A 22,528-nucleotide genomic window follows, 5' to 3' on the forward strand; every position below is an offset into this window, starting at 1 on the left:
TCACTACCAACGGCGCTCAAAGCGACGTCGCAACAGAATGGCGCCAAGGTTCATGACGACGAGGAAGATGAGAAGAATGATGATCGCGCCGGATGTGCGCTCGACGAAGGCGCGTTCCGCCTCGTTGGCCCACATGTAGATCTGTACCGGCAGCGCTGTCGACGGCTCCATCGGCGAGCCGGGATAGTCGACGACGAAGGCGACCATGCCGATAAGAAGGAGCGGCGCGGTTTCGCCAAGTGCATGGGCGAGGCCGATGATCGTGCCGGTCAGAATGCCCGGCATCGCCAGCGGCAGGACGTGGTGGAAGATGGTCTGCATCTTCGACGCACCGAGACCAAGTGCTGCCGAGCGGATCGACGGCGGCACCGCCTTCAGCGCCGCACGGGTGGCGATGATGATGGTCGGCAAGGTCATCAGCGTCAGCACCAGGCCGCCGACGAGCGCCGCCGAGCGCGGCATGCCGGCAAAGTTGATGAACACTGCCAGACCCAGGAGACCGTAGACGATCGACGGGACGGCGGCGAGATTGTTGATGTTCACCTCGATGAGATCGGTCAGCCGGTTCTTCGGTGCGAACTCTTCGAGATAGATCGAGGCGGCAACGCCGATCGGCAGTGCCAGCACCAGCACGATCAGCATCATGAACAGCGAGCCGAGAGCGGCAACGCCCACACCTGCCGCTTCCGGACGGCTCGAAGCGCCGAAGGTGAAGATGCCGGTGTTGAAGCTCTTCTTCAGAACGCCGGCGCTCGCCATCTCGTTCATCCAGGTGACCTGCTGGTCCTTGACCTTGCGCTTGCTCTGGTCGACCGCCAGATCGATCTGACCCTTGAAGGCGGAGTCGACATTGGCCTCTGCGAGCAACGTCACCGATACGGTCTTGCCAATGACCGAGGGGTCGGCGACGACGATGTCGCGCAACAGCGTGCGGGAGCTCGCAGACACCATGTCGGTCGCCTGCTTGACCAGCGGACGCTTGGTTGCGTCGATGCCGAGCTGCTTGATCAGCGCATCACGCACCAAGAGCGGATAGTTGGCGGTCATCAGCACCTTGCCGTCGGTTGCGCGCTCACCCTTGGGGTCGATGACCTTCTCGGTGAATTCGATCGGCAGCGTGATCGTCGTCTGCTGGAACGCGGTATAGCCGTTTGAAAACACAGTCCACAGCAGCAGGGCGAGGAAGAACAGGCCGAGGCTGATGGCGCTGATGCCATAGGCACGGAACCGACGCTCTGCCGCATAGCGGCGCTTGATGCCGATATCGCGCTTGGCGGATGCGGGACGGGTGGAGATCCGGACGGCCGGGGAAGCGATGTCGGTCATTCGTACTGTTCCCGATATTTGCGCACGATGTAGAGCGCATAAATGTTGAGGCCGAGCGTGATGACGAAGAGCGTGATGCCGAGCGCAAACGCGACCAGCGTCTGCGGCGAGGTGAACTCAAGGTCGCCCGTCAGCTGGTTGACGATCTTGACCGTCACCGTCGTCATCGGCTCGAAGGGATTGATCTGCATGCGGGCGGCGACACCGGCGGCCAACACCACGATCATGGTTTCGCCGACGGCACGCGAGGCGGTCAACAACAGCGCGCCGACGATGCCGGGCAGAGCGGCTGGAAGGATGACCTTCTTGACCGTCTCGGAGCGGGTGGCACCGAGGCCGAGCGAGCCGTCACGCAGCGCCCGCGGCACCTGGGTGATGATGTCGTCCGACAGCGAAGACACGAACGGGATCAGCATGATGCCCATGACGATGCCGGCGGTGAGTACGCTCTGTGCCTGGATGAAGTTCTGATAGTTGCCGGTGACGAGACCGTTCAGCTGGGCGGAAATATCGCGCAGGAACGGACCGACGGTCACGAGTGCGAAGAAACCGTAGACGATGGTCGGGATACCGGCCAGCACTTCCAAGAGCGGCTTTGCCGTCGAACGCAGGCGCGGGCTTGCATATTCCGCCATGTAGATGGCGGCAAACAGGCCGATCGGCACCGCAAAGAGCATGGCGACGAAGGCGATGTAGAGCGTGCCGGCGAGAAGCGGGATCAGGCCGAACTGGCCGGAAGAGCCCCCGCTGCCGGCAGCCGCAAATCGTGGGTCCCAGACCGTGCCGAAGAAGAACTCGAAGGGCGAGACCATGGTGAAGAAGCGACCGGCTTCCGACAGCATCGAGGCGATGATGCCAACCGTCGTCAAGATGGCGATCGAGGAAGCGACGATCAGTGCGCCGAGCATGACGCGCTCGACCTGATTGCGGGCGCGGAAGCGGGTGGCGATGTTGCGGATGGCATAGAAGCCGCCGGCAACGGCGATCAGGAGCACGACGGCGCTCATCAGCCAGCGATTGGTGACGGTCATCGCGTTGAAATGCTGGGCGGCGGTGATCATGTAGGGCTCGCCCTCACCAGCAAGGGCCACGCCCTTGGCAGCCAGCGTGGAGCGAAGATTGGCCGAGCCGCTTTCAAGCGCCTGAACTTCTTCGGCCGTCAGCCGCTTCAGGCCGCCGGCGACAGACTTGACCTGGCCAAGCGCCAGCTCGACGGTGGCGCCGCCCTGGGTCTGAACCGTCTCGGGCAAGATCGCCCGGGTGCTGGCGTCGATGTACATGGGCGCGGCGACGAGCCAGGCGCCGAGCACGAGCGCCGCCGGAAGGATCGCCCAGATGGCGACATAACTGCCATGATAGCCGGGCAAGGAATGCAGATTGGAGAGCTTGCCGCCAGCCTGCGCGAAGGAGCGCGCACGGCCTGCAAAATAAGAAATAAAACCAATAATAACAATGAGCAAAAGAAGAAATGAAGTACTCATCGGCACGTCTCCGCGGCGTGGCGCTCAAGGCGCTGCCGACAGTTCGGATGGAGGCATGCCCCGGCGCGAAAAATGTCGCGCCGGGGCTTGTCAGTATCAGAGCATGTTGCCGGCTGTGAAAGCCTTGCGGATCTCTTCGCGCTCGGCATCCGGAGCGGCAACGAGGCCGTATTCGGCAAGCGGGCTATCCGGGCCGATCATCTGATCGTCGAGGAAGAACTCGACATATTCCTTGAGGCCCGGGATAACGCCGAGATGTGCCTTCTTGACGTAGAAGTAAAGCGGGCGGGAAACCGGGTATTCGCCGGAAGCAATCGTTTCGGTCGACGGAACGATGCCGTTGACGGTGGCGACCTTCAGCTTGTCAGCGTTGTTTTCATAGAAGGACAGGCCGAAGACGCCGATGCCGCTCTTGTTGGCGGCGATACGCGCCAGCGTTTCGGTGTAGTCGCCGTCGATGTCGACAGCCATGCCGTCCTTGCGGACTGCGACGCACTTGCTGTGCTGCTGCTTTTCATCGGCAACGGCAGCCTTGATGACGTCGACAGCGCCGGCTTCCTTGCAGCCTGCAGCGAGGATCTTCTCTTCGAAGACTTCGCGTGTGCCGTGCTTTTCGCCGGGGATGTAAGCGGCGATATCGGCATCCGGCAGAACCGAGTTGACTTCAGACCACTTCTTGTAGGGGTTGGCGACGAGCTTGCCGTCGACGACGACTTCAGCGGCCAGACCCTTGTAGAGATCGACAGGCTTCAGGGCGAGGTCGGCATTGCCGGCATCGGTTGCAAAGACGATGCCGTCGTAACCGATCTGGATTTCCTGGATTTCGGTGACGCCGGCGGCCTTGCAGGCCTCGACTTCGCTGTCCTTGATCTTGCGCGAGGAGTTGGCGATGTCGATGGTGTCAGGGCCGACGCCTTTGCAGAATTCCTTCAGGCCGGCCGAGGAGCCGCCGGATTCGACGACCGGCGTCTTGAAGTCTGGGAAGGTCTCGCCGAACGTCTCGGCGACGATCTTTGCGTAGGGAAGAACCGTCGAGGAGCCGGCGACCTGAACCTGATCGCGCGCGACAGCCACGCCAGCGAACGCGGCGGATGCGACGAGCGCCGCGACAGTGAGTTTAAGAGCTTTCATAAAAGTTCTCCCGGAATGGGCTTGTGTTGAGTGCGCCAAGCGTTGCAGCGCTCTTCGCCGTCTGATCGGCTGCCCCTAACTAGCCGCCGATAGCCACACCTTTTATGTCAGTTTCGCGAAACATTTATGACAGCTCATGTCATTGAAAATCATAATGAAAAATGAACAGTGCGACTTTATCCAGCGCCAATATGTCAAAAACGCACGGTAAACACCGTACCCTTGCCCAGCTCCGAGTGGATCAGGAGCCGCGCGCGGTGGCGGGTCAGGATGTGCTTGACGATCGCAAGGCCGAGACCGGTGCCCTTTTTCGAGCGGCTCGCCTCGACATTGACGCGGTAGAAACGCTCAGTGATGCGCGGCACATGTTCGGCGGGAATGCCGGGACCGTAGTCTCTGACCACGACTTCAGCCTGCCCGCCTTCCCCGCCGGAAAGCGCGACATCGACCTTCTTGCCCTCCTGACCGTATTTGCAGGCATTCTCGATCAGGTTCTCGAACACCTCGATCAGCTCGTCGCGGTCCCCCTGAACGACGACAGGCGTCTCGGGCATCGTCAACGTGATCGTCACATCGAGGTCGGCAGCAAGCGGAGCAAGACTGTCGCGGACATGGCCGAGCAGCGGGCGCAGGTCGATCGTATCGTCAGGTGCGATATGGGATTTCAGCTCCAGCCGCGACAAGGACAGGAGGTCGTCGACAAGCCGGCTCATGCGTGTCGCCTGCTCGTGCATGATGCCGAAGAACTTCTCCTGTGCCTTGAGATCGTTGCGCGCAGGCCCCTGCATCGTCTCGATGAAGCCGCGCAGGGACGCCAGCGGCGTGCGCAGTTCGTGGCTGGCATTCGCAACGAAGTCCGAGCGCATGCGATCGATGCGGCGGGCCTGCGAGATATCGCGATATGTGAGCAGGAAGACCCGGCTCCACGAACCGCCGCCGCCGATTTCGGCGGGCGCGACCCTGACCACGTAGACCGCATCGGACGGCAGGCGCTCGGTGTGTTCGATCTGGTTGATCTTGCCGGTCGCGATCGTCTCGCGAACCATATCGAGAATGCCGGGCGAACGGACGCGGGCTGCGAGATAGCTGTTGGGCGGAATGGTGCCGAAAGCCTTTTCGGCCGCGATGTTCTGGAAGACGACGGTTTCATCGACCGCCACAACCAGAACCGGCATATCGAGCGCGTTCAAAGCCGGGATCAGGGCGTCGCTGGCTGAGCCCGCCGCTGCCGCGACCTTTGTCGTTTTTGCAGCCTTCGACATTGCCGAGGGCGTGCTGCGGTTGAGCAGGGCCGCCGCGAGCACGACCCAGAACGGCAGCACGGCGAGGAAATGAATGCCGGCGACGGTTGCAAGGACTGCCAGCAGCGCCGTCAGGCCGAGCAGCCAACGCTCTGCCTTCAGTCGCGGCACAAGCATCCGCCAGAACGCCTTGGAACCGTCCAGCACCACATCCTCATGAATCACTTTGTCCTCCTCCCGACCTCAATTGGTCGAGAGATAGCGACCCTTCATGACATGATTTTCACGACGCGCTTGAATCCGCAATGCAATTGTGGCCTCCTCACAGGAAATCGCTCGGGCTGGAGGAAGATCATATGGCGTCAACGCAGGCGGCAACGAAGGCCGAAAGCCGGGCGGTGGAACTCGATATCGGCGGCAAGAAGCGGCTCTTCGACGTCGACAACCCGGAATTGCCGAAGTGGATCGACGAGGCCGCCTTTGCCTCGGACGACTACCCTTACAAGAAAAAGCTCGACGAGGAAGAATACTCAAAGACGCTGGAGAAGCTGCAGATCGAGCTGGTCAAGCTGCAGCTCTGGCAGCAGGCGACCGGCAAGCGCATCATCGCCCTGTTCGAGGGCCGGGACGCGGCCGGCAAGGGCGGCGCCATTCATGCCACCAGCAGTAACCTCAATCCCCGCTGGGCCCGCGTGGTCGCCTTGACGAAGCCGACCGAGACCGAGCGTGGGCAATGGTACTTCCAGCGCTACATCGCGACCATGCCGACAGCGGGCGAGCTCGTGCTCTACGACCGCTCCTGGTACAACCGCGCCGGCGTCGAGCCGGTCATGGGCTTCTGCACGCCCGAGCAGCACGAACAATTCCTGAAACAGGTGCCGCGCTTCGAAAAGATGATCGTGCACGAAGGCATCCAGTTCTTCAAATTCTGGATCAGTATCGGCCGCGAGATGCAGCTGAAGCGCTTTCACGACCGCCGCCACGATCCGTTGAAAGTCTGGAAGCTGTCGCCGATGGATATCGCCGCACTCAACAAATGGGACGACTACACCGAGAAGCGCGACCAGATGCTCAAGGCGACCCACACGGACCATGCGCCATGGACAATCGTGCGGGGCAACGACAAACGACGCGAACGTATCAATCTCATTCGCCACATGCTTTCCAAGCTCGACTACGAGGGCAAGGACATGGACGCGATCGGCGAGATAGACGACAAGATCATCGGGTCAGGCCCCGGCTTCCTCAAATAGCCGAAGCCGGCGAGCCGGCTTTTCGCGCAGGCTTATTGACCCGGCAGGACGCGGATGGCGTAAAGGTTCAAGCCCTTGCCGCCACCGCTGATGTCGCTGTTAATGACGATCTGCCCGGCAGCACTTGGCGCAAGGCTTCGGTCGAACGTCACCTTGAACAGCATGTCGACCCGCTCATCATGCAGAGTGAAACGGTGTCGGCCGCACTCGCCGAGCGAAGAGAAATTACACTCCACCGCGAACTCCGTCGACTTTCCGGGCGTGGCCTGTACCGTCAGCGCCAGCGTCGACGTCTTGCCCGAAAGTTCGGCCAGGATCGCCGCCGGAATTTCAATGGTCACGTCGCCGTCCGCATTGGCATCGCCTGAGGTCAGCAGGATGCGCTGGCCGCCATCGTCATTGACAGGCTCGACAGTCGCCTGTGGGCCGGGCGTGATCGCCCCTGTCTTGCCGGGCGTGTACACCTCGACCCAATCGCCGGTGAAGCCTTCCTGAGCGCCGAGCGTCGGCAGACCGGCAGCCCCGTCGAAATCCTGTGACGCCACCGTTGCCGGCGGATTGGCGACATTGGTATCGCGCGCAGCCGGTGACTGCAGCAGATTGTTGGTCTCGACCCACCAGACGGCGGCGACGACCGCAGCCAACAGCGTCGCGACGACCATGGAAAGCGACAGCAGGCGCCCGCGTTTGCGGCGACGCTTGCGGCCGTCCGTTGCGCGCAGTTCCGGCGCGACCGCGCCCCTGCCTTCATTCGGCTGCCTGGCCGCAACCTCGCCGGCCGCGGCCGTCGAAACAACAGGACCGTCGCGGTCGGCACGAAGGCCACCAAGTCCACCGTCATTCTGTCCGTCGCGCGGCGCCTGGCCGGCAAAAGCCGGCTCACGGCGGCCGCTCGCGGGCGCAGACGGCTGCGGCTCGGACCTTGCCGCTGCCGCAGCGCGCGGTGCGACAGCATCGTCGAGGCTGACAGACGGGGCCGGCGCCGGGCGCGCCTTTAGCGCCGCGCGCTCCTCAGTCTCGATCGCGTGGATGACCGCTTCCAGCCGATGGCGCTGCTGGGCGACGACGTTCTGATCCTCGATCCCCTGCTTCTGTAGCCCGGCTTCGAGCGCCTGGCGCGCGGATTGATAGATGCGCGCCCGCGTCTCGGCGTTGGTCCTGTCGGAGCGCTCCAGCGCATTTCGGATTGCAGTCTCGAGTCCGCTCACGTCAAATCCTTCTGTGCACACCGGGCCTTACGGCGCCACGCGTCCATCAAGGCGCGCAAAGGACGCTGCAAAGCCATCAATCCGCCGCATGATTTTACCCTCAAATCGGATCCGATCTAAGGGATTCTGCAGCAGCCCCGCCGACGCTCGTCACCTGACCCGCGCCGTTCATTCATCATCCGCACGCCCTATCGGCTAATTCCGGATGCACGCCGTTGGTTTTGTTAACAATTGCGTAACCGCTGCTTTCAAAATCCGCAAGTCCGACGCGTGGGCTACCCCGGCAACGTCGGGGAAAACTGCCCGCGCACCTTCGCACCGCCATGAAAATCCGCATCTTTGCAAGCGAGCAACTTGCTGCTATCTATTTTGACGTTTACGCAAACGTCAAAAAATTACGGGATGGAGAACTCGATGTCGCTGCCGCCAATTCTTTCCGGAACGACGAGACTGCCGGTTGTCGGCGCGCCTTTGTTCATCATCTCGCATCCCAAGCTGACGATCGCGCAGTGCAAGGCAGGCGTGGTCGGATCGTTTCCGGCATTGAACGCCCGCCCGCAATCGCAGCTCGACGAGTGGCTTGCCGAAATCACCGAGACTCTCGCCGACCACGACGCCCGGAACCCCGGCCGCAAGGCTGCGCCCTTTGCCGTCAACCAGATCGTCCACAAATCCAACACCCGCCTCGAGCAGGATCTGATGCTCTGCATCAAGTACAAGGTGCCGGTGGTCATATCTTCGCTCGGCGCCGTGCCCGAGGTCAACGCCGCCATTCATTCCTATGGCGGCATCGTGCTGCATGACGTGATCAACAACCGCCATGCCAATTCGGCGATCCGCAAGGGCGCCGACGGGTTGATCGCCGTTGCCGCCGGTGCCGGCGGCCATGCCGGTACGCTTTCCCCGTTTGCCCTCGTCCAGGAGATCCGCTCCTGGTTCGACGGCCCGCTGCTTTTGTCCGGCGCGATCGCCAACGGCGGTGCCATCCTCGCCGCCCAGGCCATGGGTGCCGACATGGCCTATATCGGCTCACCCTTCATCGCCACGGAAGAGGCGCGCGCCAGCGACGCCTACAAGCAGATGATCGTCGACAGCAATGCCGCCGACATCGTCTATTCCAACTACTTCACCGGTATTCACGGCAATTACCTGAAGCCGTCGATCATGGCGGCCGGCATGGACCCGGAGAGCCTGCCGGAAGCCGATCCGTCGAAGATGGACTTTGCGCAAGCCACCGAGGGCGCCAAGGCCTGGAAGGACATCTGGGGCTGCGGCCAGGGCATCGGCGCCGTGCGCGAGATCACCTCGGTCGCACACATTGTCGATCGCTGGGAGCGCGAATACGACGCCGCGCGCGCCCGTCTCGGGCTGGATGCCGCCCCCACGATCGCCACCAACAAGGAATTTTCAAGTTCTCGAAACTGATGGCTTGAAATCTTGGCGCTTTGCGTTTATCAGCGCCTCACACTTCGTTCCGCGGTCTTTTCGCGGAACCGCCTCAGGGCCGCTTTAGCTCAGTTGGTAGAGCACATCATTCGTAATGATGGGGTCAGCAGTTCGAGTCTGCTAAGCGGCACCATTTTCCTTCTGAGAAATGAGCACTGTAGCGGGATGAAAGTCTGAAGCTGGCCAAGGGCCAGCTCGCCTTGCCGCACGCGGCGGGCAGAGGTCCATTTCAAGGAAGCCGATCGATGTCGCTCAAGGTTAGCCGTTTTCAAGTTCACGAGGATGCCGTTCAGGCCAATGTTGCCGGCCGGACCTGCTCCTTGTCGGCGCTTGAGATCGGTGGCGAAGTGCTGGTCGTGCTGACTTGGCTCGGCAACAAGGACGCAGGCCTGCGCCGGCCGGAATATGTGCTGCCGCTGGCTTCGGTCCCGCATCAAGCGCGCGAGCCGGATGCGTACTCGCCCTATCGCTGGATCCTGACCGGCACATTGCCGATGTCGCTGTTCGATGGCAGCGCGTCGCGGCAGGTCCGCCGACAGCACGGCGTCAGCCCCGGCCCGACGATCAACCTGCCGCTACCCTCCACCGCATCCTGATCGGCAAGAAAGGCGTTGCCCAAACCGCTCACGCCGCCGAAGGGCGACCGGATGCATTTGTGGGCGATGCTCGTCATGTCACGGCAAGTACCACGGTCCACTGCCCGGCGAGACCGATGGATATGCCAGGACCTGAGGCCGCATCAGGCAGGATGCCGATAGCGATGTTTTCCGCAGTCCCGGTCGCGAAGGTCGTCAGCGCGAGGTGAAGAAAGGCGATGTTCATCTTGCCTTTCCCGACAGGTGGACACCACGGTCGGAAGCGTTTTGCCGGTGTGGCGGCTGTTTGCACACCGGGTTTCGAGGCAGAGCTTCACCTACCCCATTGACGACCCTGTTCGCACGGATCGGTTCCAGCGAGAGACGCCGTCGTTCGGCAGGTTGATCCGCCACGCAGGCAAACCTGGCCGAGCCGGCGCAATCTCACTGCAAAACCACAGCGCGAGACATGGCGAAATACCCGCTTGCATCTGCCGGCATGGAGTGGTGTCATCGCGCTGTCGCGAACGCACAGTCTGATGCGGCTCGTTCTTGTTTCTGCGTGGGGCGCCGATGATTAAAAATGCGCGTGTTACGATCTCGTCGGCACGGACGCGGAGACTGATGGCAATCGCGGTGCCTGTTGCCCTTTCGCTGGGGCTTTCCTCTTGCGCCGGAAAACCCAAGGGCGTCATGACCCCGGTTGCCCTGACCGCACAGACACCGAAAACCGCGCAGGTGGACATGCTGGTCGCGACAACCCGGCAACCCTCCGGCGACCCCGCGACCTTGTTTTCGGGGGAACGGGACGCCAACACCTTCATGACCGATGTTTCGGTATCGATCCCGCCTGAGACAGTGCGCAAGCCCGGCACGGTGCAATGGCCGCGCAAGCTGCCGCCCGATCCGGCGACCGACTTTGCAGTGACGCGGGTGCGGGAACTGGACACGCTCGCCGACGGCAAGGCCTGGTTCAAGCAGCACAGCGTCGGCGGCCATGCCTTCGTCTTCGTGCACGGCTTCAACAACCGCTACGAGGATTCCGTCTTCCGGCTGGCGCAGATCATCCATGATTCCGGCGCACAGACAACGCCGATCCTGTTCACCTGGCCATCGCGCGCCAATGTGTTCGAATACAATTACGACAAGGAAAGCACCAACTATTCGCGCACCGCGCTCGAGGATACGCTGCGCATCCTGGCCGACGCGCCGAACGTGAAGGACATCACTATCCTCGCCCATTCCATGGGCACATGGTTGACGATGGAATCGCTCCGGCAGATGGGAATTCGCGACGGCAACGTGCCGTCGAAGATCCAGAACGTCATTCTGGCATCGCCGGATATCGACCTCGACGTCTTTGCCAAGCAATGGGTGGAGATGGGCAAGAAGAAGCCGAAATTCACGATCTTCGTCTCGCAGGACGACCGCGCGCTCGCGCTTTCGAGCTTCATTTCCGGTGACGTTTCGCGACTTGGCGCCATCGACCCGTCGAAGGAGCCCTATCGCAGCGACCTGGAGAAATCCGGCATCACCGCCATCGACCTGACCAAGGTCGAGACCGACGACGGGCTGCATCATGGAAAATTCGCCGAGAGCCCCGAGATTGTGCAGTTGATCGGCCAACGCCTGATCAAGGGTCAGACCCTGACCGACTCAAACATTTCGGTGGGAACCGGCATCGCCGCCGTTGTCGCCGGCACCGCGAGAGGCGTCGGTAATGTCGCGGCGACGACGTTGTCCGCACCGGTCAACATCATCGAAAATCCACGGCCGACAGCGAAGAAAAAGATAGTCGTCGGCGATACGCTCGCTGGCGAACAACCGAAGCCGGTTGCGGCCAACTGATCGCCACGGCGGCCGGGCCGCTGAGCGGACCGGCCGCCCTCGTACAAAGTCTCAAGTGGTATCAGTCACCGTCGCCGACGAAGCGGTAACCGACGCCCGGTTCGGTGCGGATGATCTTGGGATCGGCCGGATCGCGCTCGATCTTGCCGCGCAACTGGCCGATGAAGACGCGCAGATAATGCAGATCCTCGCCGTGGGCCGCACCCCAGACCGAGGTCAGCAGCGTCTTGTGCGTGACGACCCGTCCGGCATGGTGGGCCAGCATGACCAGCAGATCATATTCCTTCGGCGTCAGACGTACGGGTTCGCCATCACGCGTGACCAGCCGCTTGATGGTATCGATCGCCACGCCATCGGCCGAAAGCTGGGTATGCCCGCCCTCCATCTGGATGCGGTGGCGAAGGGCCGCGCGAATGCGCGCCGTCAGCTCGCCGATCCCAAAGGGCTTTTCGATGTAATCATCGGCGCCGAGATCAAGAGCCGCGATCTTTTCGCTCTCCCGGTCGCGCGCCGACAGAATGATGATCGGCACCTGCGACCAGGCGCGGATGTTGGCGATCACGTCCTTGCCGTCCATGTCGGGCAGGCCCAGGTCGAGGATCACGACGTCGGGCGCGGTGGTCGCCGCCGCCTTCAATGCCTCTGCTCCCGTCAAAGCCTCCAGCACGTCATAGCCGGCAGCGCTGAGCGCCGGTCTTAGGAAACGCTGGATCTGGGGTTCGTCGTCGACAACGAGGATACGCTCCACGCTCATGCACGGTCCTTTTCGGATATTTCTGCTTCGGCGGCGGGGAAACGCATGGAGATGCGCGTGCCGCGACGTCTCAATGCCGGGCTTTCGGCTTTGATCCGACCGCCCATGGCCTCGACGAAGCCCTTGGCGATCGACAGGCCGAGGCCGGTGCCCGGCGTGCGGCCGTCGACCTTGCCTCGGCGGAAGAACTTTTCGAAGACCTGTTCGAGATCGCCCTGCGCGATGCCCTTGCCGAGGTCCGTCACCGACAGCACGATCTCGTTGCCGTCGCGCCGGGCATAGATGCTGATCGGCTCTTCGCCGCCGTATTTGTTGGCGTTGTCGAGCAGGTTGAAGAGCACCTGGCCGAGAAGCACGCTGTCGCCGCGCATCAGCGGCAGTTCCGGCGCGATGCTGGTTTCGATCTCGCGGTCCGGGAAGTACTTGCGCGCCCGATCGACGGCAGCGCGCACGGCGTCGGCAACATCAACCCAGTCGCGCTTGGCGTTGACGGTGCCCGCCTCGATGCGGGTCATGTCCAGGAGATTGGCGACGAACCGCGTCAGCCGCCCCCCCTCTTCCTCGATCGACTGCAATAGGTCGTCGCGGCTTTCCGGCGGCATGCGGTCGCCGAGCTGGCGCAGGCTGGTGACGGCACCGGTAATGGTAGCAAGCGGCGTGCGCAGATCGTGCGAGATGGACGACAGGAGGGCCGCGCGAAACCGCTCGCCCTCCAGCTTGGCGGCATGATCCAGGCTCTCGCGAGACAGCCGCGCCCGGTCGATGGCGATCGCCGTCTGGTCGAGGATGGCGGCGAGCGCCCGCTCCTCGTTGATCTCCAGCGGCTTGCCGGCCTGAGCAAAACCGCAGACGCCGACGACGCCGTGCGGGCTCGTCAGCGGTCGGAAATGGAAGGGGCTGTTGGGCAGCGTGCCGGTACCGTTGCCGGCCGTCTCCTTCTTGTCCATCGCCCAGCGGGCCGCCATGGTGTCGGTGACATCGAGTTCGGTATCCGGCGGCCAGGCGGCCTTCAGGCGCAGGTCGGCCTCCTCCGGCAACAGCAGCGCGATATTGCGCTTCAGCGTCGTCTGCATCTGGGTGACTGCTGCCCAGAGCACATCATCGACATTGGCGGTGCCCGAAAGCTTGCGGGAAAAATCATAGAGCGCCTGCGTTGCCGCCGCACGCCGCCGCGCTGATTTCGCCTGTTCGCGCACCCGGGAGGCAAGGCTGCCGGCAAGGGCCGCTGCGACCAGAAAAATGAACAGTGCGAAGACTTCATGCGGCTCGGCGACGGTGAAGGTGCCGACCGGATTGATGAAGAAAAAGTTGTAGGCGAGAACCGAGAGAAGGGCAGCGGCGATCGCCGCGACGTGGCCGGCATAGGTTGCCGACGCCAGCACCGCCAGCAGGAACAGCAGCGAGATGTTCGGCAGGATGATGAAACGCTCGATGAGCACGCCGAGCGCCGTTGCTGCAGCCACCGTGGCGGCGGCAATGGCAAGTGCCCGGACGAAGCCCTCGGGCATGCGTCGCTTGGCGGTGACGCTTCGCTTTGGGCGTGGCTGTTCCTTGTCGGTCACCAAATGGATGCCGACACCGGTAATGCGTTCGGCCAGCGCATCGGGAAGCGATTGCCGGAACAGCCGCATCGGGAACGGCTGGCGCTTCGTGCCGATGACGATCTGTGTCGCGTGCTCGCGCCGGGCGAGCTTGAGGATCTCCTCGACGAAATCATTGCCGACGATGCGGCGGGTCTCCGCACCGAGCTGTTCGGCCAGGCGAAATGTCTCGTCGAGCCTTTTCGCCGCCTCGCCGTCACCGCTTTCGCGGTCGGCCCTTTCAATGAAGACGACGATCCAGGGTGCGTTCAGCCCGGAAGCCAGGCGGCTGGCGGTGCGCACCACCTTTTCCGATAGCGGATCGGGACCGATGCAGACCAACAGGCGCTCGCCGCTGGCCCAAGGCCCTTCGATGGCGTTCTGCTTGAGATAGTCGACCATCTGGTCATCGACCCGGTCGGCGGTGCGCCTGAGCGCCAGTTCGCGCAGCGCCGTCAGATTGCCGAGACGGAAGAAGCGCTCGGTGGCGCGCTTGGCGCTGTCGGGCAGGTAGACCTTACCTTGGTTCAGCCGTTCAATGAGTTCGGCGGGCGGCAGATCGACCAGCAACACGTCGTCGGCACGGCTGAGAACCGTGTCGGGCACGCGCTCGCGCACCGCAACACCGGTAATCTGGGCGACGACATCGGACAAGCTTTCCAGATGCTGGATGTTGAGCGCCGTCCAGACATCGATGCCGGCGGCAATCAGCTCTTCCACATCCTGATAGCGCTTCGGATGGCGGTTGCCTTCCGGATTGCTGTGCGCCAGTTCGTCGACGACGATGATCTTTGGGCGGCGTGCAAGTGCTGCATCCAGATCGAATTCTGAAAGCACACGGCCGCGATGGTTCACATCGCGGCGCGGCAGTATCTCCAGCCCTTCAACGAGCGCGGCGGTCTCGCCGCGCCCATGGGTCTCCACCAGACCGATGACGATGTCGACGCCGTCGGACTTCAGCCGACGCGCGCGCGTCAGCATCGTATAGGTCTTGCCGACGCCGGGGGCTGCGCCGAGAAAAACCGTCAGCTTTCCCCTTCGCCCCTGCCCGGCCAGCGCCAGCAGGGCATCCGGGTCGGGACGGCTTTTCGATTCGCGATCGGTTTCAGGCATTCAAGATCTCTGGTGGCATCTCAGGCTTCGCACTCAGCTTCTCCGGGCATCCAGAGCAAGGTTGAGTTCTAGCACATTGACGCGCGGCTCGCCTATGATCCCGAGCAGACGACCTTCCGTTGCCTGTTCGACCAGCGACGCCACATCCGCTTCCGCAATCGCGCGGGCCTTGGCAACGCGAGAAACCTGCTCGCGGGCGAAAGCCGGCGAAATATGCGGGTCTAGGCCGGAGCCAGACGCCGTGCCGCCGTCGGCGGCGATTTCCCCGGTAATGCCGCTGGCGCGAAGCTTCTCCACGTCGGCGGCAACCCGGTCCTTCAGCTTGACCGAGGTCGGACCAAGGTTGGAGCCGGTCGAGCCACCGGCATTGTAGGGTTCGGGACCAGTCGCGGACGGCCGCGGCCAGAAATATTTGTCGGCGGTAAAATTCTGGCCGATCAGATCGGAGCCGACGACGGTGTCGTCGATGCGGATCAGGCTGCCGTTGGCCTGCGCGGGCATCAAGGCCTGGGCGACGCCGGTGATGGCGAAGGGATAGGCGAGGCCGGTGATCGCGGTCAAAAGCAGGGCCATGACGATTGCGGGACGAAGTTGGTTCAACATGATTACACCAGATTGAGAGCGGAGACGACGACGTCAACGAGCTTGATCCCGGCAAAGGGCAGGATCAGGCCGCCGAGGCCGTAGACCAGCAGGTTGCGGCGCAGAAGTGCTGCGGCGCCGACCGGGCGGTACTTGACACCCTTCAACGCCAACGGGATGAGCGCGACGATGATCAGGGCGTTGAAGATGACCGCCGACAGGATCGCCGATTGCGGCGATGTCAGGCCCATGATGTTGAGGGCTGCCAGCGCCGGATAGGTGGTGATGAACAGCGCCGGGATGATGGCGAAGTATTTTGCCACGTCGTTGGCGATCGAGAAGGTCGTCAGCGAGCCGCGCGTCATCAGAAGCTGCTTGCCGATCTCGACGATCTCGATGAGCTTCGTCGGGCTGGAATCGAGGTCGACCATGTTGGCCGCCTCGCGCGCCGCCTGGGTGCCGGTCTGCATCGCCACGCCGACATCGGCCTGGGCAAGCGCCGGAGCGTCGTTGGTGCCGTCGCCGCACATGGCGATCAGGCGGCCGCCCTGCTGCTCCTTGCGAATATAGCCGAGCTTGTCTTCGGGCGTTGCTTCGGCGAGGAAGTCGTCGACGCCGGCCTCGGATGCGATCGCTGCTGCCGTGACCGGGTTATCACCGGTCACCATGACGGTGCGGATGCCCATGGCGCGAAGGGCTGCGAAGCGCTCCTTGATGCCGGGCTTGACCACGTCCTTGAGATGGATGACACCGAGCAGACGATTGCCGTCGGCAACGGCGAGCGGTGTGCCGCCGGTGCGCGCGACCTGGTCGACGGCGCGCCGGAACTCGGCCGGCACGTTCTCGTCGCGAACACCTGCAAACTTCAGGATCGAATCCACGGCACCCTTGCGCAGACGGCGGCCAGCGAAGTCGACACCCGACAGGCGCGTTTCAGCAGCAAAGGGCACGACGGCGTCGATTGCCAAAGCTCCTGACTGAACCGAGCCGCCACCGACGGCCAGAGCCACGACCTCACGGTTCGCCTGCTTGCCGGAAACAGGCAGCGACACAGACGGGGTCTGACGGCCAAACTCGCCGGTCGCCAACGCGGCAATCGAGCGTCCCTCCGGCGTCTCGTCGGCAAGGCTTGCCAGCAGCGCGGCATCGGCAAGCTCGGCATCCGTCACGCCGGGGACCGGCATGAAATTTGCGGCCATACGGTTACCGAAGGTGATCGTGCCGGTCTTGTCGAGAAGCAGCGTGTCGACGTCACCCGCCGCTTCGACTGCGCGACCTGATGTGGCGATGACGTTGAAGCGCACCAGCCGGTCCATGCCGGCAATGCCGATGGCCGACAGCAGGCCGCCGATGGTGGTCGGGATCAGGGTCACGAGTAGGGCTGCAAGAACCGTGACCGACAGAACCGTGCCGGAATAGCCGGCAAGCCCCCAGAGGGTGACGACGGCAACCAGGAAGACCAGCGTCAGGCCCGAAAGCAGGATCGACAGCGCGATCTCGTTCGGGGTCTTCTGGCGCTGCGCGCCTTCGATCAGCGCAATCATGCGGTCGACGAAGGTATCGCCAGGTGCGGTACCGATGCGCACCTTGATCCAGTCCGACAGCACCTGCGTTCCGCCGGTGACGGCGGAACGGTCGCCGCCGGACTCGCGGATCACAGGTGCCGATTCGCCGGTGATCGCGCTTTCGTTGACCGAGGCGACACCCTCGACGACGTCGCCGTCGCCGGGGATCAATTCGCCGGCTTCGACCAGCACGAGGTCACCGACCTTCAGCGAGGTGGCGGCGATCGTCTGGGTTTCGCGACCTTCGGCCGAGACCAGCTTGCGAGCCGTCAATTCGGACTTGGTGCGACGCAGGCTGTCCGCCTGCGCCTTGCCGCGCCCTTCGGCAACGGCTTCGGCGAAGGTGGCAAACAGCACCGTGAACCACAGCCAGGCGGCAATCTGTCCCGTAAACAGCGGACTGCCGGTCCCGGTCGCAAGATCGCGGATGAAGAAGACCGTGACCATGGCTGCCACCACCTCGGTGACGAAGATCACCGGATTGCGGATGAGCTGGCGCGGGTCGAGCTTGATGAATGCGGCCTTGAAGGCCGGCAGAATGATCGCCGGGTCGAGGAGACCAGGGGCGACGGGTTTCGAAGACATGGTCTGTTCCTTCAGAAGGTCTGGCCCGAGAGCATGGCGAATTGCTCGACGATGGGACCAAGCGCGAGGGCCGGGAAATATTGCAAGCCCCCGAGGATGAGGATGATGCCGATGAGCAGGCCGACGAAGAGCGGCGTGTGCGTCGGGAAGGTTCCCGTGGAAGCTGGAACGCGGGTCTTGGCCGCGATCGAGCCGGCAATCGCCAGCACCGGGATCGCATAGGCGAAGCGGCCGAGCAGCATCGCGAAACCGAGCGTGGTGTTGTACCAGGGCGTGTTGGCCGAGAGGCCGCCGAAGGCGGAACCGTTGTTGCCGGTTGCCGAGGTATAGGCGTAGAGGATTTCCGACAGGCCATGCGGGCCAGCGGTGCCAATGCTGGCGACCGCCGAAGGCATGACGGCCGAGATCGCGGTGAAGCCGAGGATCGAGGCCGGCAGGATGAGGATCGCCAACATGGCGTATTTCATCTCGCGGCCCTCGATCTTCTTGCCGAGAAGTTCCGGCGTGCGTCCGACCATCAGGCCGGCGACGAAGACGGCGAGGATTGCGAAGACGACCATGCCGTAAAGACCGGAGCCGACACCGCCGGGCAGCACTTCACCCAGCTGGATCAGGAGCATCGGAACGAGGCCGCCGATGCCGGTGAAGGAGCCGTGCATGCCGTTGACCGCACCGGTGGAAATGCCTGTGGTCACGCCGGCATAGGCCGCCGACATCGCCTGGCCGAAGCGGACTTCCTTGCCCTCCATATTGCCGAGCGAGGCTTCGAGGCCGAGGCCGTGCAGGATCGGGTTGCCGTAGCTTTCGGCCCAGTAGATGACGCCGATGCCGGCGATCAGAAGGGTCGCCATGGCGGCGATGAAGGCCCAGCCCTGGCGGCGGTCACCGACCATCTGGCCGAAGGCGTAGACCAGTGCCGAGGTGATCGACAGCATTGCGAAGATCGACAGGTAGTTGCTGAGCGCGCTCGGGTTTTCGAACGGGTGGGCGGCATTGGCGTTGAAGAAGCCGCCACCATTGGTGCCGAGCTGCTTGATCGCCTCCTGGCTTGCGACCGGACCGAGCGCGATCGTCTGCTGCACGCCTTCGAGCGTGGTGGCGCTGACGGAACCATTGAAGGTCTGCGGCATGCCCATGGCGACGAAGGCGAGTGCAACGACGACGGCCAGCGGCAGCAGCACATAGAGGGTCGCGCGGGTCAGATCGACCCAGAAATTGCCGAGCGTCGCGGCACCGGAACGGGCAAAGGCGCGGGTGACGGCAAGTGCGATGGCGATGCCGGTCGCTGCCGAGACGAAATTCTGCACGGTCAGGCCAGCCATCTGGCTGAAGTGGCTCATGGTGGTCTCGCCGCCATAGGACTGCCAGTTGGTGTTGGTGAGGAAGCTGACCGCCGTGTTGAAGGCGAGATCCGCCGGAACGTCGGCAAAGCCTTGAGGGTTCACCGGCAGGGAACCCTGGAACCGCAGGATGGCGTAGAGCAGCGCGAAGCCGGCGGCGCTGAAGGCAAGCATCGACAGCGTATAGGCGAGCCAGCCCTGCTCTTTCTTCGCATCGACGCCGGCCGCCAGATAGAGCCCGCGCTCGACGGGCCCGAGCACCGGAGAGAGGAAGTTGCGCTCGCCGGCGAAAACCCGGGCCATGTAGAGGCCAAGCGGCTTGATCGCAAGGAAGACGGCGAGAAAGAGGAGGCCGATCTGCAGCCACCCGATAATAGACATGAGGAATTCTCCACGAAAGACGACCAGACGGCGCGAAGTCTCGACCTGGGTACGAAGTCTCGACCTGGGTACGAAGTCTCGACCTGGGTACGAAGTCTCGACCTGGGTACGAAGTCTCGACCTGGGTACGAAGTCTCGACCTGGGTACGAAGTCTCGACCTGGGTACGAGCTTCGACCTGGGTCAGAACCGTTCCGGTCGAACGAGAGTCACGATGAGATAGACCGTCAGTGCGGCGGCGACGGAAATGCCGACGAAGGCTTCGAACATCGATGCCTCCTAGAGCCGGCTGAGCGCGCGCGCATAAAGCGCAAACACGACAAGGCCGCCGATGCCGGCGGCAAGAAAAAGTAGATCGGGCATGTGCATTCTCCGGGACTGGTTATGGCCGGATGATGCACCCTCAGCGGGTCAATTATCGATTGGGATGGTTTTGCGTGCGCATAAGGAAAAGATAAGGACGCTGCCGCCGCCCGAAGGCGGCTGGCAGATCGACGCCATCAGCCCTTGATGATCGGGCTGACCGTCGGTGCGGCTTCGCTGGTCACTTCGCGCATCCATTCGCGCCAGATGGCGACAAGCAGCGCCATCAGCACCGGGCCGACGAACAGGCCGAGAAAGCCCATGGTCTTCACGCCACCGACAAGGCCGAAGAAGGTCGGCAGGAAAGGCAGCTTGATAGGCCCACCGACGAGGCGCGGACGCAAGGTCTTGTCGACGATGAAGAGTTCGGTCGTGCCCCAGGCAAACAGCGCGATGCCGTGAACCGGTGAACCGCTGGCAACGAGATAGACGGAAACCAGCGTGAAGCAGAGCGGCGCACCGCCGGGGATCAGCGCCATCAGGCCGGTGATGATGCCGAGCGTGACCGGCGACGGAACGCCCGCCAGCCAATAGGCGACGCCGAGCACGATACCCTCGCCGATGGCGATGATGCCCATGCCTGTGACCGTCGAGCTGATCGTCAGTGGCACCACGCGCGACAGCCGCTCCCAGCGCATCGGGAAGATGCGCTCGCCGAGACGGTCTAGTTGCTTGGAGAAGGAATGTCCGTCGCGATAGACGAAGAACAACGTGATCAGCATGAAGAGCAGCGTCAGGAAAGCATGAAACGCCGAGGCGCCAATGACCAGCACGCCGCGATAGATATTGCCGATGTTGGAGCCGCTGACGAGCTGCACCAGTTCGCCGAGCGCACCGGGATGGCCGACATACTTCACCCATTGTTCGCCGAACCAGACGCCAGCAACCGGGATCGACGTCAGCCACACCGGTACACCGGCGCCGTTGGCATTCGTTTCGACGGCCCAGACCAGCCAGTCGCGGACTTCGTCGACGGCATAGACGGCAGCAACCGAGATCGGCACGACGATGAAGGCGACAACGCAGATGATGGCAATGGTGGCCGCAAGGGTACGACTGCCCCCGACGGCTGCCAGCAGCCGACGATAGATGGGCCAGCTGGCGAAACCGATGACGACGGCGGCCAGAACCGGTACGAGGAAACCGTGGAAGAAATAGACGCCGGCCAGAAGCACGAAGACGAGCATCCAGCGCGCAGCTGTGATCGGGCCGACCAGAGCCGAGCGCGACGTCGCCGCATTCCCGAAGAGTCGCGGCTCTGCGGGAAGGTTTTCTCGTTCGCGATTGCCCAGTTGCACCAACATTCCTCCGTCTTCAAACGACTTTACAACAAACCCGAGGCCTTGCCAGCCTTCGGCGCCCCAATGACCCCGGTTTACGGTAGTTTCAGGGCCGCAGCCGACGCTAGCGGCGGGACATGACAGAAAAATTCAGCGGCGCGCAAGCTCTCCGGCTTTATTTGATGGCAGACGTCATTCTGCCGCACGCATCTCGGCGCGCTTTACCCTCTCACCCCGGTCGACGAAAACCGAGGCGAGGAAGATGCCGAAACCGGCAACGCCCATGACGGCGCCGACGAGGCCGGTCGAGGTCCAGCCGTAACCTGCGGCAATCGACCAGCCGCCAAGCCATGCGCCGAGCGCATTGGCAAGATTGAAGGCGGAATGACTGAGTGCTGCGGCAAGCGTCTGCGCTTCACCCGACACGTCCATCAACCGGGTCTGCACCCCCGGCACGACGGCAAAGCCGCCACCGATGAAGAGCACGTTGACGATGGCGATCCACGGGTTGCCCATGGTGAAATAGAACAGCACATAGGCGAAGATGTTGAAGGCGAGCGCGATGCCGATCGCCGGCAACAGCGCCCAGTCTGCGAGCCTGGAACCGACGATGTTGCCGAGGATCATGCCGGCGCCGAACACCGACAGCATGATCGGCACATTGGCGACGGAAACGCCTGCGACCTCCGTCAATGCAGGGGCGATATAGCTGAAGACCGCGAACATGCCGCCGCAGCCGATGGCGCAGATGCCGAGCATCAGCCAGACCTGCAGCTTGCCCAAAGCGCCAAGCTCGCGCAGCGGCGTGGCCTGCGGATTGCCCTTGTCGCGCGGCACGTAAGAACAGGTCAGCGCAATGGTCAGAAGGCTGATGGCGCCGACGATGGCAAAGGCGGAGCGCCAGCCGAGCGCCTGACCGAACCAGGCGACCAGCGGCGTTCCGAACAGGGTCGCGATCGTCAGGCCCATCATCACCCGCCCGACGGCCCTCGCCCGCTGGTTGGGTGCGGCAAGCCCGGCGGCGACCAGCGCCGCCACACCGAAATAGGCGCCGTGCGGAAGACCGGCAAAGAAGCGCGCGGCAACCAGCGTGTAGAAATCCGGCGCGATGGCACTGGCGAAATTGCCGATCGCAAACAAAAGCATCAGGACGAGAAGCACCCGGAAGCGAGAAAACCGCGCAGCAAGCACGGCGATCAACGGCGCACCAACGACAACGCCGAGCGCATAGGCACTGATCACGGCGCCGGCCTTCGGCACCGAAACGCCGACGTCGTCGGCCACCTGCGGCAACAGGCCCATGATGGCGAATTCTCCCGTACCGATGCCAAACCCACCGACGGCGAGCGCAACCTCGGCAACAGAAATGCGGCTCCGGCGCGGATCGACGGCGGAAGAATAGGCTTCGTCACACATGAGCAATACCTGTGTCGTCCGGTCTCAAGGAGCGGAACAAATCTGTGGGTGCTGGCAGCAG

General features: G+C 63.2%; 17 protein-coding genes and 1 tRNA gene. 5 read left to right on the top strand and 13 right to left on the bottom strand.

Going from position 1 to position 22,528, the window contains the following annotated elements:
- Positions 1 to 3: 3 nt before the first annotated feature.
- The 4 genes from pstA to phoR form a co-directional block, all read right to left on the bottom strand.
- Positions 4 to 1,326 (bottom strand): phosphate ABC transporter permease PstA, encoded by a 1,323-nt coding sequence (gene pstA, locus BLJAPNOD_RS00575; protein ID WP_077502893.1) that lies wholly within the window; start codon positions 1,324 to 1,326, stop codon positions 4 to 6.
- Entirely contained in the window at positions 1,323 to 2,807 is a 1,485-nt protein-coding gene (gene pstC / locus BLJAPNOD_RS00580) for a phosphate ABC transporter permease subunit PstC (RefSeq protein ID WP_115418564.1), read from the bottom strand. The genes pstA and pstC overlap by 4 nt, the downstream gene beginning before the upstream one ends.
- A 96-nt stretch (positions 2,808 to 2,903) precedes the next feature.
- The gene (locus BLJAPNOD_RS00585; RefSeq protein ID WP_115418565.1) at positions 2,904 to 3,938 is read right to left on the bottom strand and encodes a substrate-binding domain-containing protein; all 1,035 of its coding nucleotides are present in this window, start codon (positions 3,936 to 3,938) and stop codon (positions 2,904 to 2,906) included.
- Positions 3,939 to 4,132: 194 nt separating this feature from the next.
- Positions 4,133 to 5,404 (bottom strand): phosphate regulon sensor histidine kinase PhoR, encoded by a 1,272-nt coding sequence (gene phoR / locus BLJAPNOD_RS00590; RefSeq protein WP_115418566.1) that lies wholly within the window; start codon positions 5,402 to 5,404, stop codon positions 4,133 to 4,135.
- Between the two features lie 131 nt (positions 5,405 to 5,535).
- Here phoR and ppk2 point away from each other — a divergent pair, with 131 nt between their 5' ends.
- A complete protein-coding gene (gene ppk2, locus BLJAPNOD_RS00595) occupies positions 5,536 to 6,432 on the top strand; it encodes a polyphosphate kinase 2 (protein ID WP_115418567.1) in 897 nt (298 codons plus the stop codon).
- Positions 6,433 to 6,464: 32 nt separating this feature from the next.
- Here ppk2 and BLJAPNOD_RS00600 read toward each other — a convergent pair whose 3' ends face one another.
- Positions 6,465 to 7,640, bottom strand: a complete 1,176-nt coding sequence (locus BLJAPNOD_RS00600) for a biotin transporter BioY (RefSeq protein WP_115418568.1) — start codon at positions 7,638 to 7,640, stop codon at positions 6,465 to 6,467.
- Positions 7,641 to 8,054: 414 nt separating this feature from the next.
- Here BLJAPNOD_RS00600 and BLJAPNOD_RS00605 point away from each other — a divergent pair, with 414 nt between their 5' ends.
- The 3 genes from BLJAPNOD_RS00605 to BLJAPNOD_RS00615 all read left to right on the top strand — a co-directional run bounded on the left by BLJAPNOD_RS00605 (position 8,055) and on the right by BLJAPNOD_RS00615 (position 9,682).
- Entirely contained in the window at positions 8,055 to 9,065 is a 1,011-nt protein-coding gene (locus BLJAPNOD_RS00605; RefSeq protein ID WP_115418569.1) for a nitronate monooxygenase family protein, read from the top strand.
- A gap of 78 nt (positions 9,066 to 9,143) precedes the next feature.
- Positions 9,144 to 9,219, top strand: a tRNA-Thr gene (locus BLJAPNOD_RS00610).
- A gap of 112 nt (positions 9,220 to 9,331) precedes the next feature.
- Positions 9,332 to 9,682, top strand: coding sequence for a hypothetical protein (locus tag BLJAPNOD_RS00615; RefSeq protein ID WP_115418570.1), 351 nt, complete (start codon positions 9,332 to 9,334; stop codon positions 9,680 to 9,682).
- A gap of 73 nt (positions 9,683 to 9,755) precedes the next feature.
- Here the strand turns inward: BLJAPNOD_RS00615 and BLJAPNOD_RS35300 are convergent, their stop codons facing one another.
- Positions 9,756 to 9,908 (bottom strand): hypothetical protein, encoded by a 153-nt coding sequence (locus tag BLJAPNOD_RS35300; RefSeq protein WP_158556091.1) that lies wholly within the window; start codon positions 9,906 to 9,908, stop codon positions 9,756 to 9,758.
- Positions 9,909 to 10,285: 377 nt separating this feature from the next.
- On the opposite strand from BLJAPNOD_RS35300, the gene BLJAPNOD_RS00620 reads away from it, so the two are divergent.
- Complete coding sequence (locus BLJAPNOD_RS00620; RefSeq protein ID WP_244610859.1) at positions 10,286 to 11,509, top strand: alpha/beta hydrolase; 1,224 nt, start codon at positions 10,286 to 10,288, stop codon at positions 11,507 to 11,509.
- A gap of 61 nt (positions 11,510 to 11,570) precedes the next feature.
- Here BLJAPNOD_RS00620 and BLJAPNOD_RS00625 read toward each other — a convergent pair whose 3' ends face one another.
- From BLJAPNOD_RS00625 to BLJAPNOD_RS00665, 7 genes are all read right to left on the bottom strand, one after another.
- Positions 11,571 to 12,263 carry a response regulator gene (locus BLJAPNOD_RS00625; RefSeq protein ID WP_115418572.1) on the bottom strand — a complete coding sequence of 231 codons (693 nt, stop codon included), beginning with the start codon at positions 12,261 to 12,263 and terminating at the stop codon, positions 11,571 to 11,573.
- Entirely contained in the window at positions 12,260 to 14,956 is a 2,697-nt protein-coding gene (locus BLJAPNOD_RS00630; protein WP_115418573.1) for a sensor histidine kinase KdpD, read from the bottom strand. Before BLJAPNOD_RS00630 ends, BLJAPNOD_RS00625 begins: the two co-directional genes overlap by 4 nt.
- 33 nt (positions 14,957 to 14,989) lie before the next feature.
- Positions 14,990 to 15,559: a potassium-transporting ATPase subunit KdpC gene (gene kdpC / locus BLJAPNOD_RS00635; RefSeq protein ID WP_115418574.1), complete on the bottom strand. Its 570-nt coding sequence runs from the start codon at positions 15,557 to 15,559 to the stop codon at positions 14,990 to 14,992.
- 2 nt (positions 15,560 to 15,561) lie between these two features.
- Entirely contained in the window at positions 15,562 to 17,688 is a 2,127-nt protein-coding gene (gene kdpB / locus BLJAPNOD_RS00640) for a potassium-transporting ATPase subunit KdpB (RefSeq protein WP_115418575.1), read from the bottom strand.
- An 11-nt stretch (positions 17,689 to 17,699) separates the two neighbouring features.
- Positions 17,700 to 19,409, bottom strand: a complete 1,710-nt coding sequence (kdpA, locus tag BLJAPNOD_RS00645) for a potassium-transporting ATPase subunit KdpA (protein WP_115418576.1) — start codon at positions 19,407 to 19,409, stop codon at positions 17,700 to 17,702.
- A 499-nt stretch (positions 19,410 to 19,908) separates the two neighbouring features.
- Entirely contained in the window at positions 19,909 to 21,069 is a 1,161-nt protein-coding gene (locus tag BLJAPNOD_RS00660) for an AI-2E family transporter (protein ID WP_115421072.1), read from the bottom strand.
- 174 nt (positions 21,070 to 21,243) lie between these two features.
- The gene (locus tag BLJAPNOD_RS00665) at positions 21,244 to 22,467 is read right to left on the bottom strand and encodes an MFS transporter (RefSeq protein WP_115418577.1); all 1,224 of its coding nucleotides are present in this window, start codon (positions 22,465 to 22,467) and stop codon (positions 21,244 to 21,246) included.
- Positions 22,468 to 22,528: the final 61 nt, after the last annotated feature.

Origin of the sequence: Ensifer sp. M14, from assembly GCF_003355565.1 — a bacterium.
Lineage (GTDB): Bacteria > Pseudomonadota > Alphaproteobacteria > Rhizobiales > Rhizobiaceae > Ensifer.

What these genes read in the sequence shown, in the direction of transcription:
- BLJAPNOD_RS35300 (WP_158556091.1), bottom strand. Translation starts at nt 9,908, where the DNA reads ATGAACATCGCCTTTCTTCACCTCGCGCTGACGACCTTCGCGACCGGG.
- ppk2 (WP_115418567.1), top strand. Translation starts at nt 5,536, where the DNA reads ATGGCGTCAACGCAGGCGGCAACGAAGGCCGAAAGCCGGGCGGTGGAA.
- BLJAPNOD_RS00625 (WP_115418572.1), bottom strand. Translation starts at nt 12,263, where the DNA reads ATGAGCGTGGAGCGTATCCTCGTTGTCGACGACGAACCCCAGATCCAG.
- BLJAPNOD_RS00620 (WP_244610859.1), top strand. Translation starts at nt 10,286, where the DNA reads ATGGCAATCGCGGTGCCTGTTGCCCTTTCGCTGGGGCTTTCCTCTTGC.
- pstC (WP_115418564.1), bottom strand. Translation starts at nt 2,807, where the DNA reads ATGAGTACTTCATTTCTTCTTTTGCTCATTGTTATTATTGGTTTTATT.
- BLJAPNOD_RS00630 (WP_115418573.1), bottom strand. Translation starts at nt 14,956, where the DNA reads ATGCCTGAAACCGATCGCGAATCGAAAAGCCGTCCCGACCCGGATGCC.
- BLJAPNOD_RS00585 (WP_115418565.1), bottom strand. Translation starts at nt 3,938, where the DNA reads ATGAAAGCTCTTAAACTCACTGTCGCGGCGCTCGTCGCATCCGCCGCG.
- kdpC (WP_115418574.1), bottom strand. Translation starts at nt 15,559, where the DNA reads ATGTTGAACCAACTTCGTCCCGCAATCGTCATGGCCCTGCTTTTGACC.
- BLJAPNOD_RS00605 (WP_115418569.1), top strand. Translation starts at nt 8,055, where the DNA reads ATGTCGCTGCCGCCAATTCTTTCCGGAACGACGAGACTGCCGGTTGTC.
- BLJAPNOD_RS00665 (WP_115418577.1), bottom strand. Translation starts at nt 22,467, where the DNA reads ATGTGTGACGAAGCCTATTCTTCCGCCGTCGATCCGCGCCGGAGCCGC.
- BLJAPNOD_RS00615 (WP_115418570.1), top strand. Translation starts at nt 9,332, where the DNA reads ATGTCGCTCAAGGTTAGCCGTTTTCAAGTTCACGAGGATGCCGTTCAG.
- kdpA (WP_115418576.1), bottom strand. Translation starts at nt 19,409, where the DNA reads ATGTCTATTATCGGGTGGCTGCAGATCGGCCTCCTCTTTCTCGCCGTC.
- kdpB (WP_115418575.1), bottom strand. Translation starts at nt 17,688, where the DNA reads ATGTCTTCGAAACCCGTCGCCCCTGGTCTCCTCGACCCGGCGATCATT.
- pstA (WP_077502893.1), bottom strand. Translation starts at nt 1,326, where the DNA reads ATGACCGACATCGCTTCCCCGGCCGTCCGGATCTCCACCCGTCCCGCA.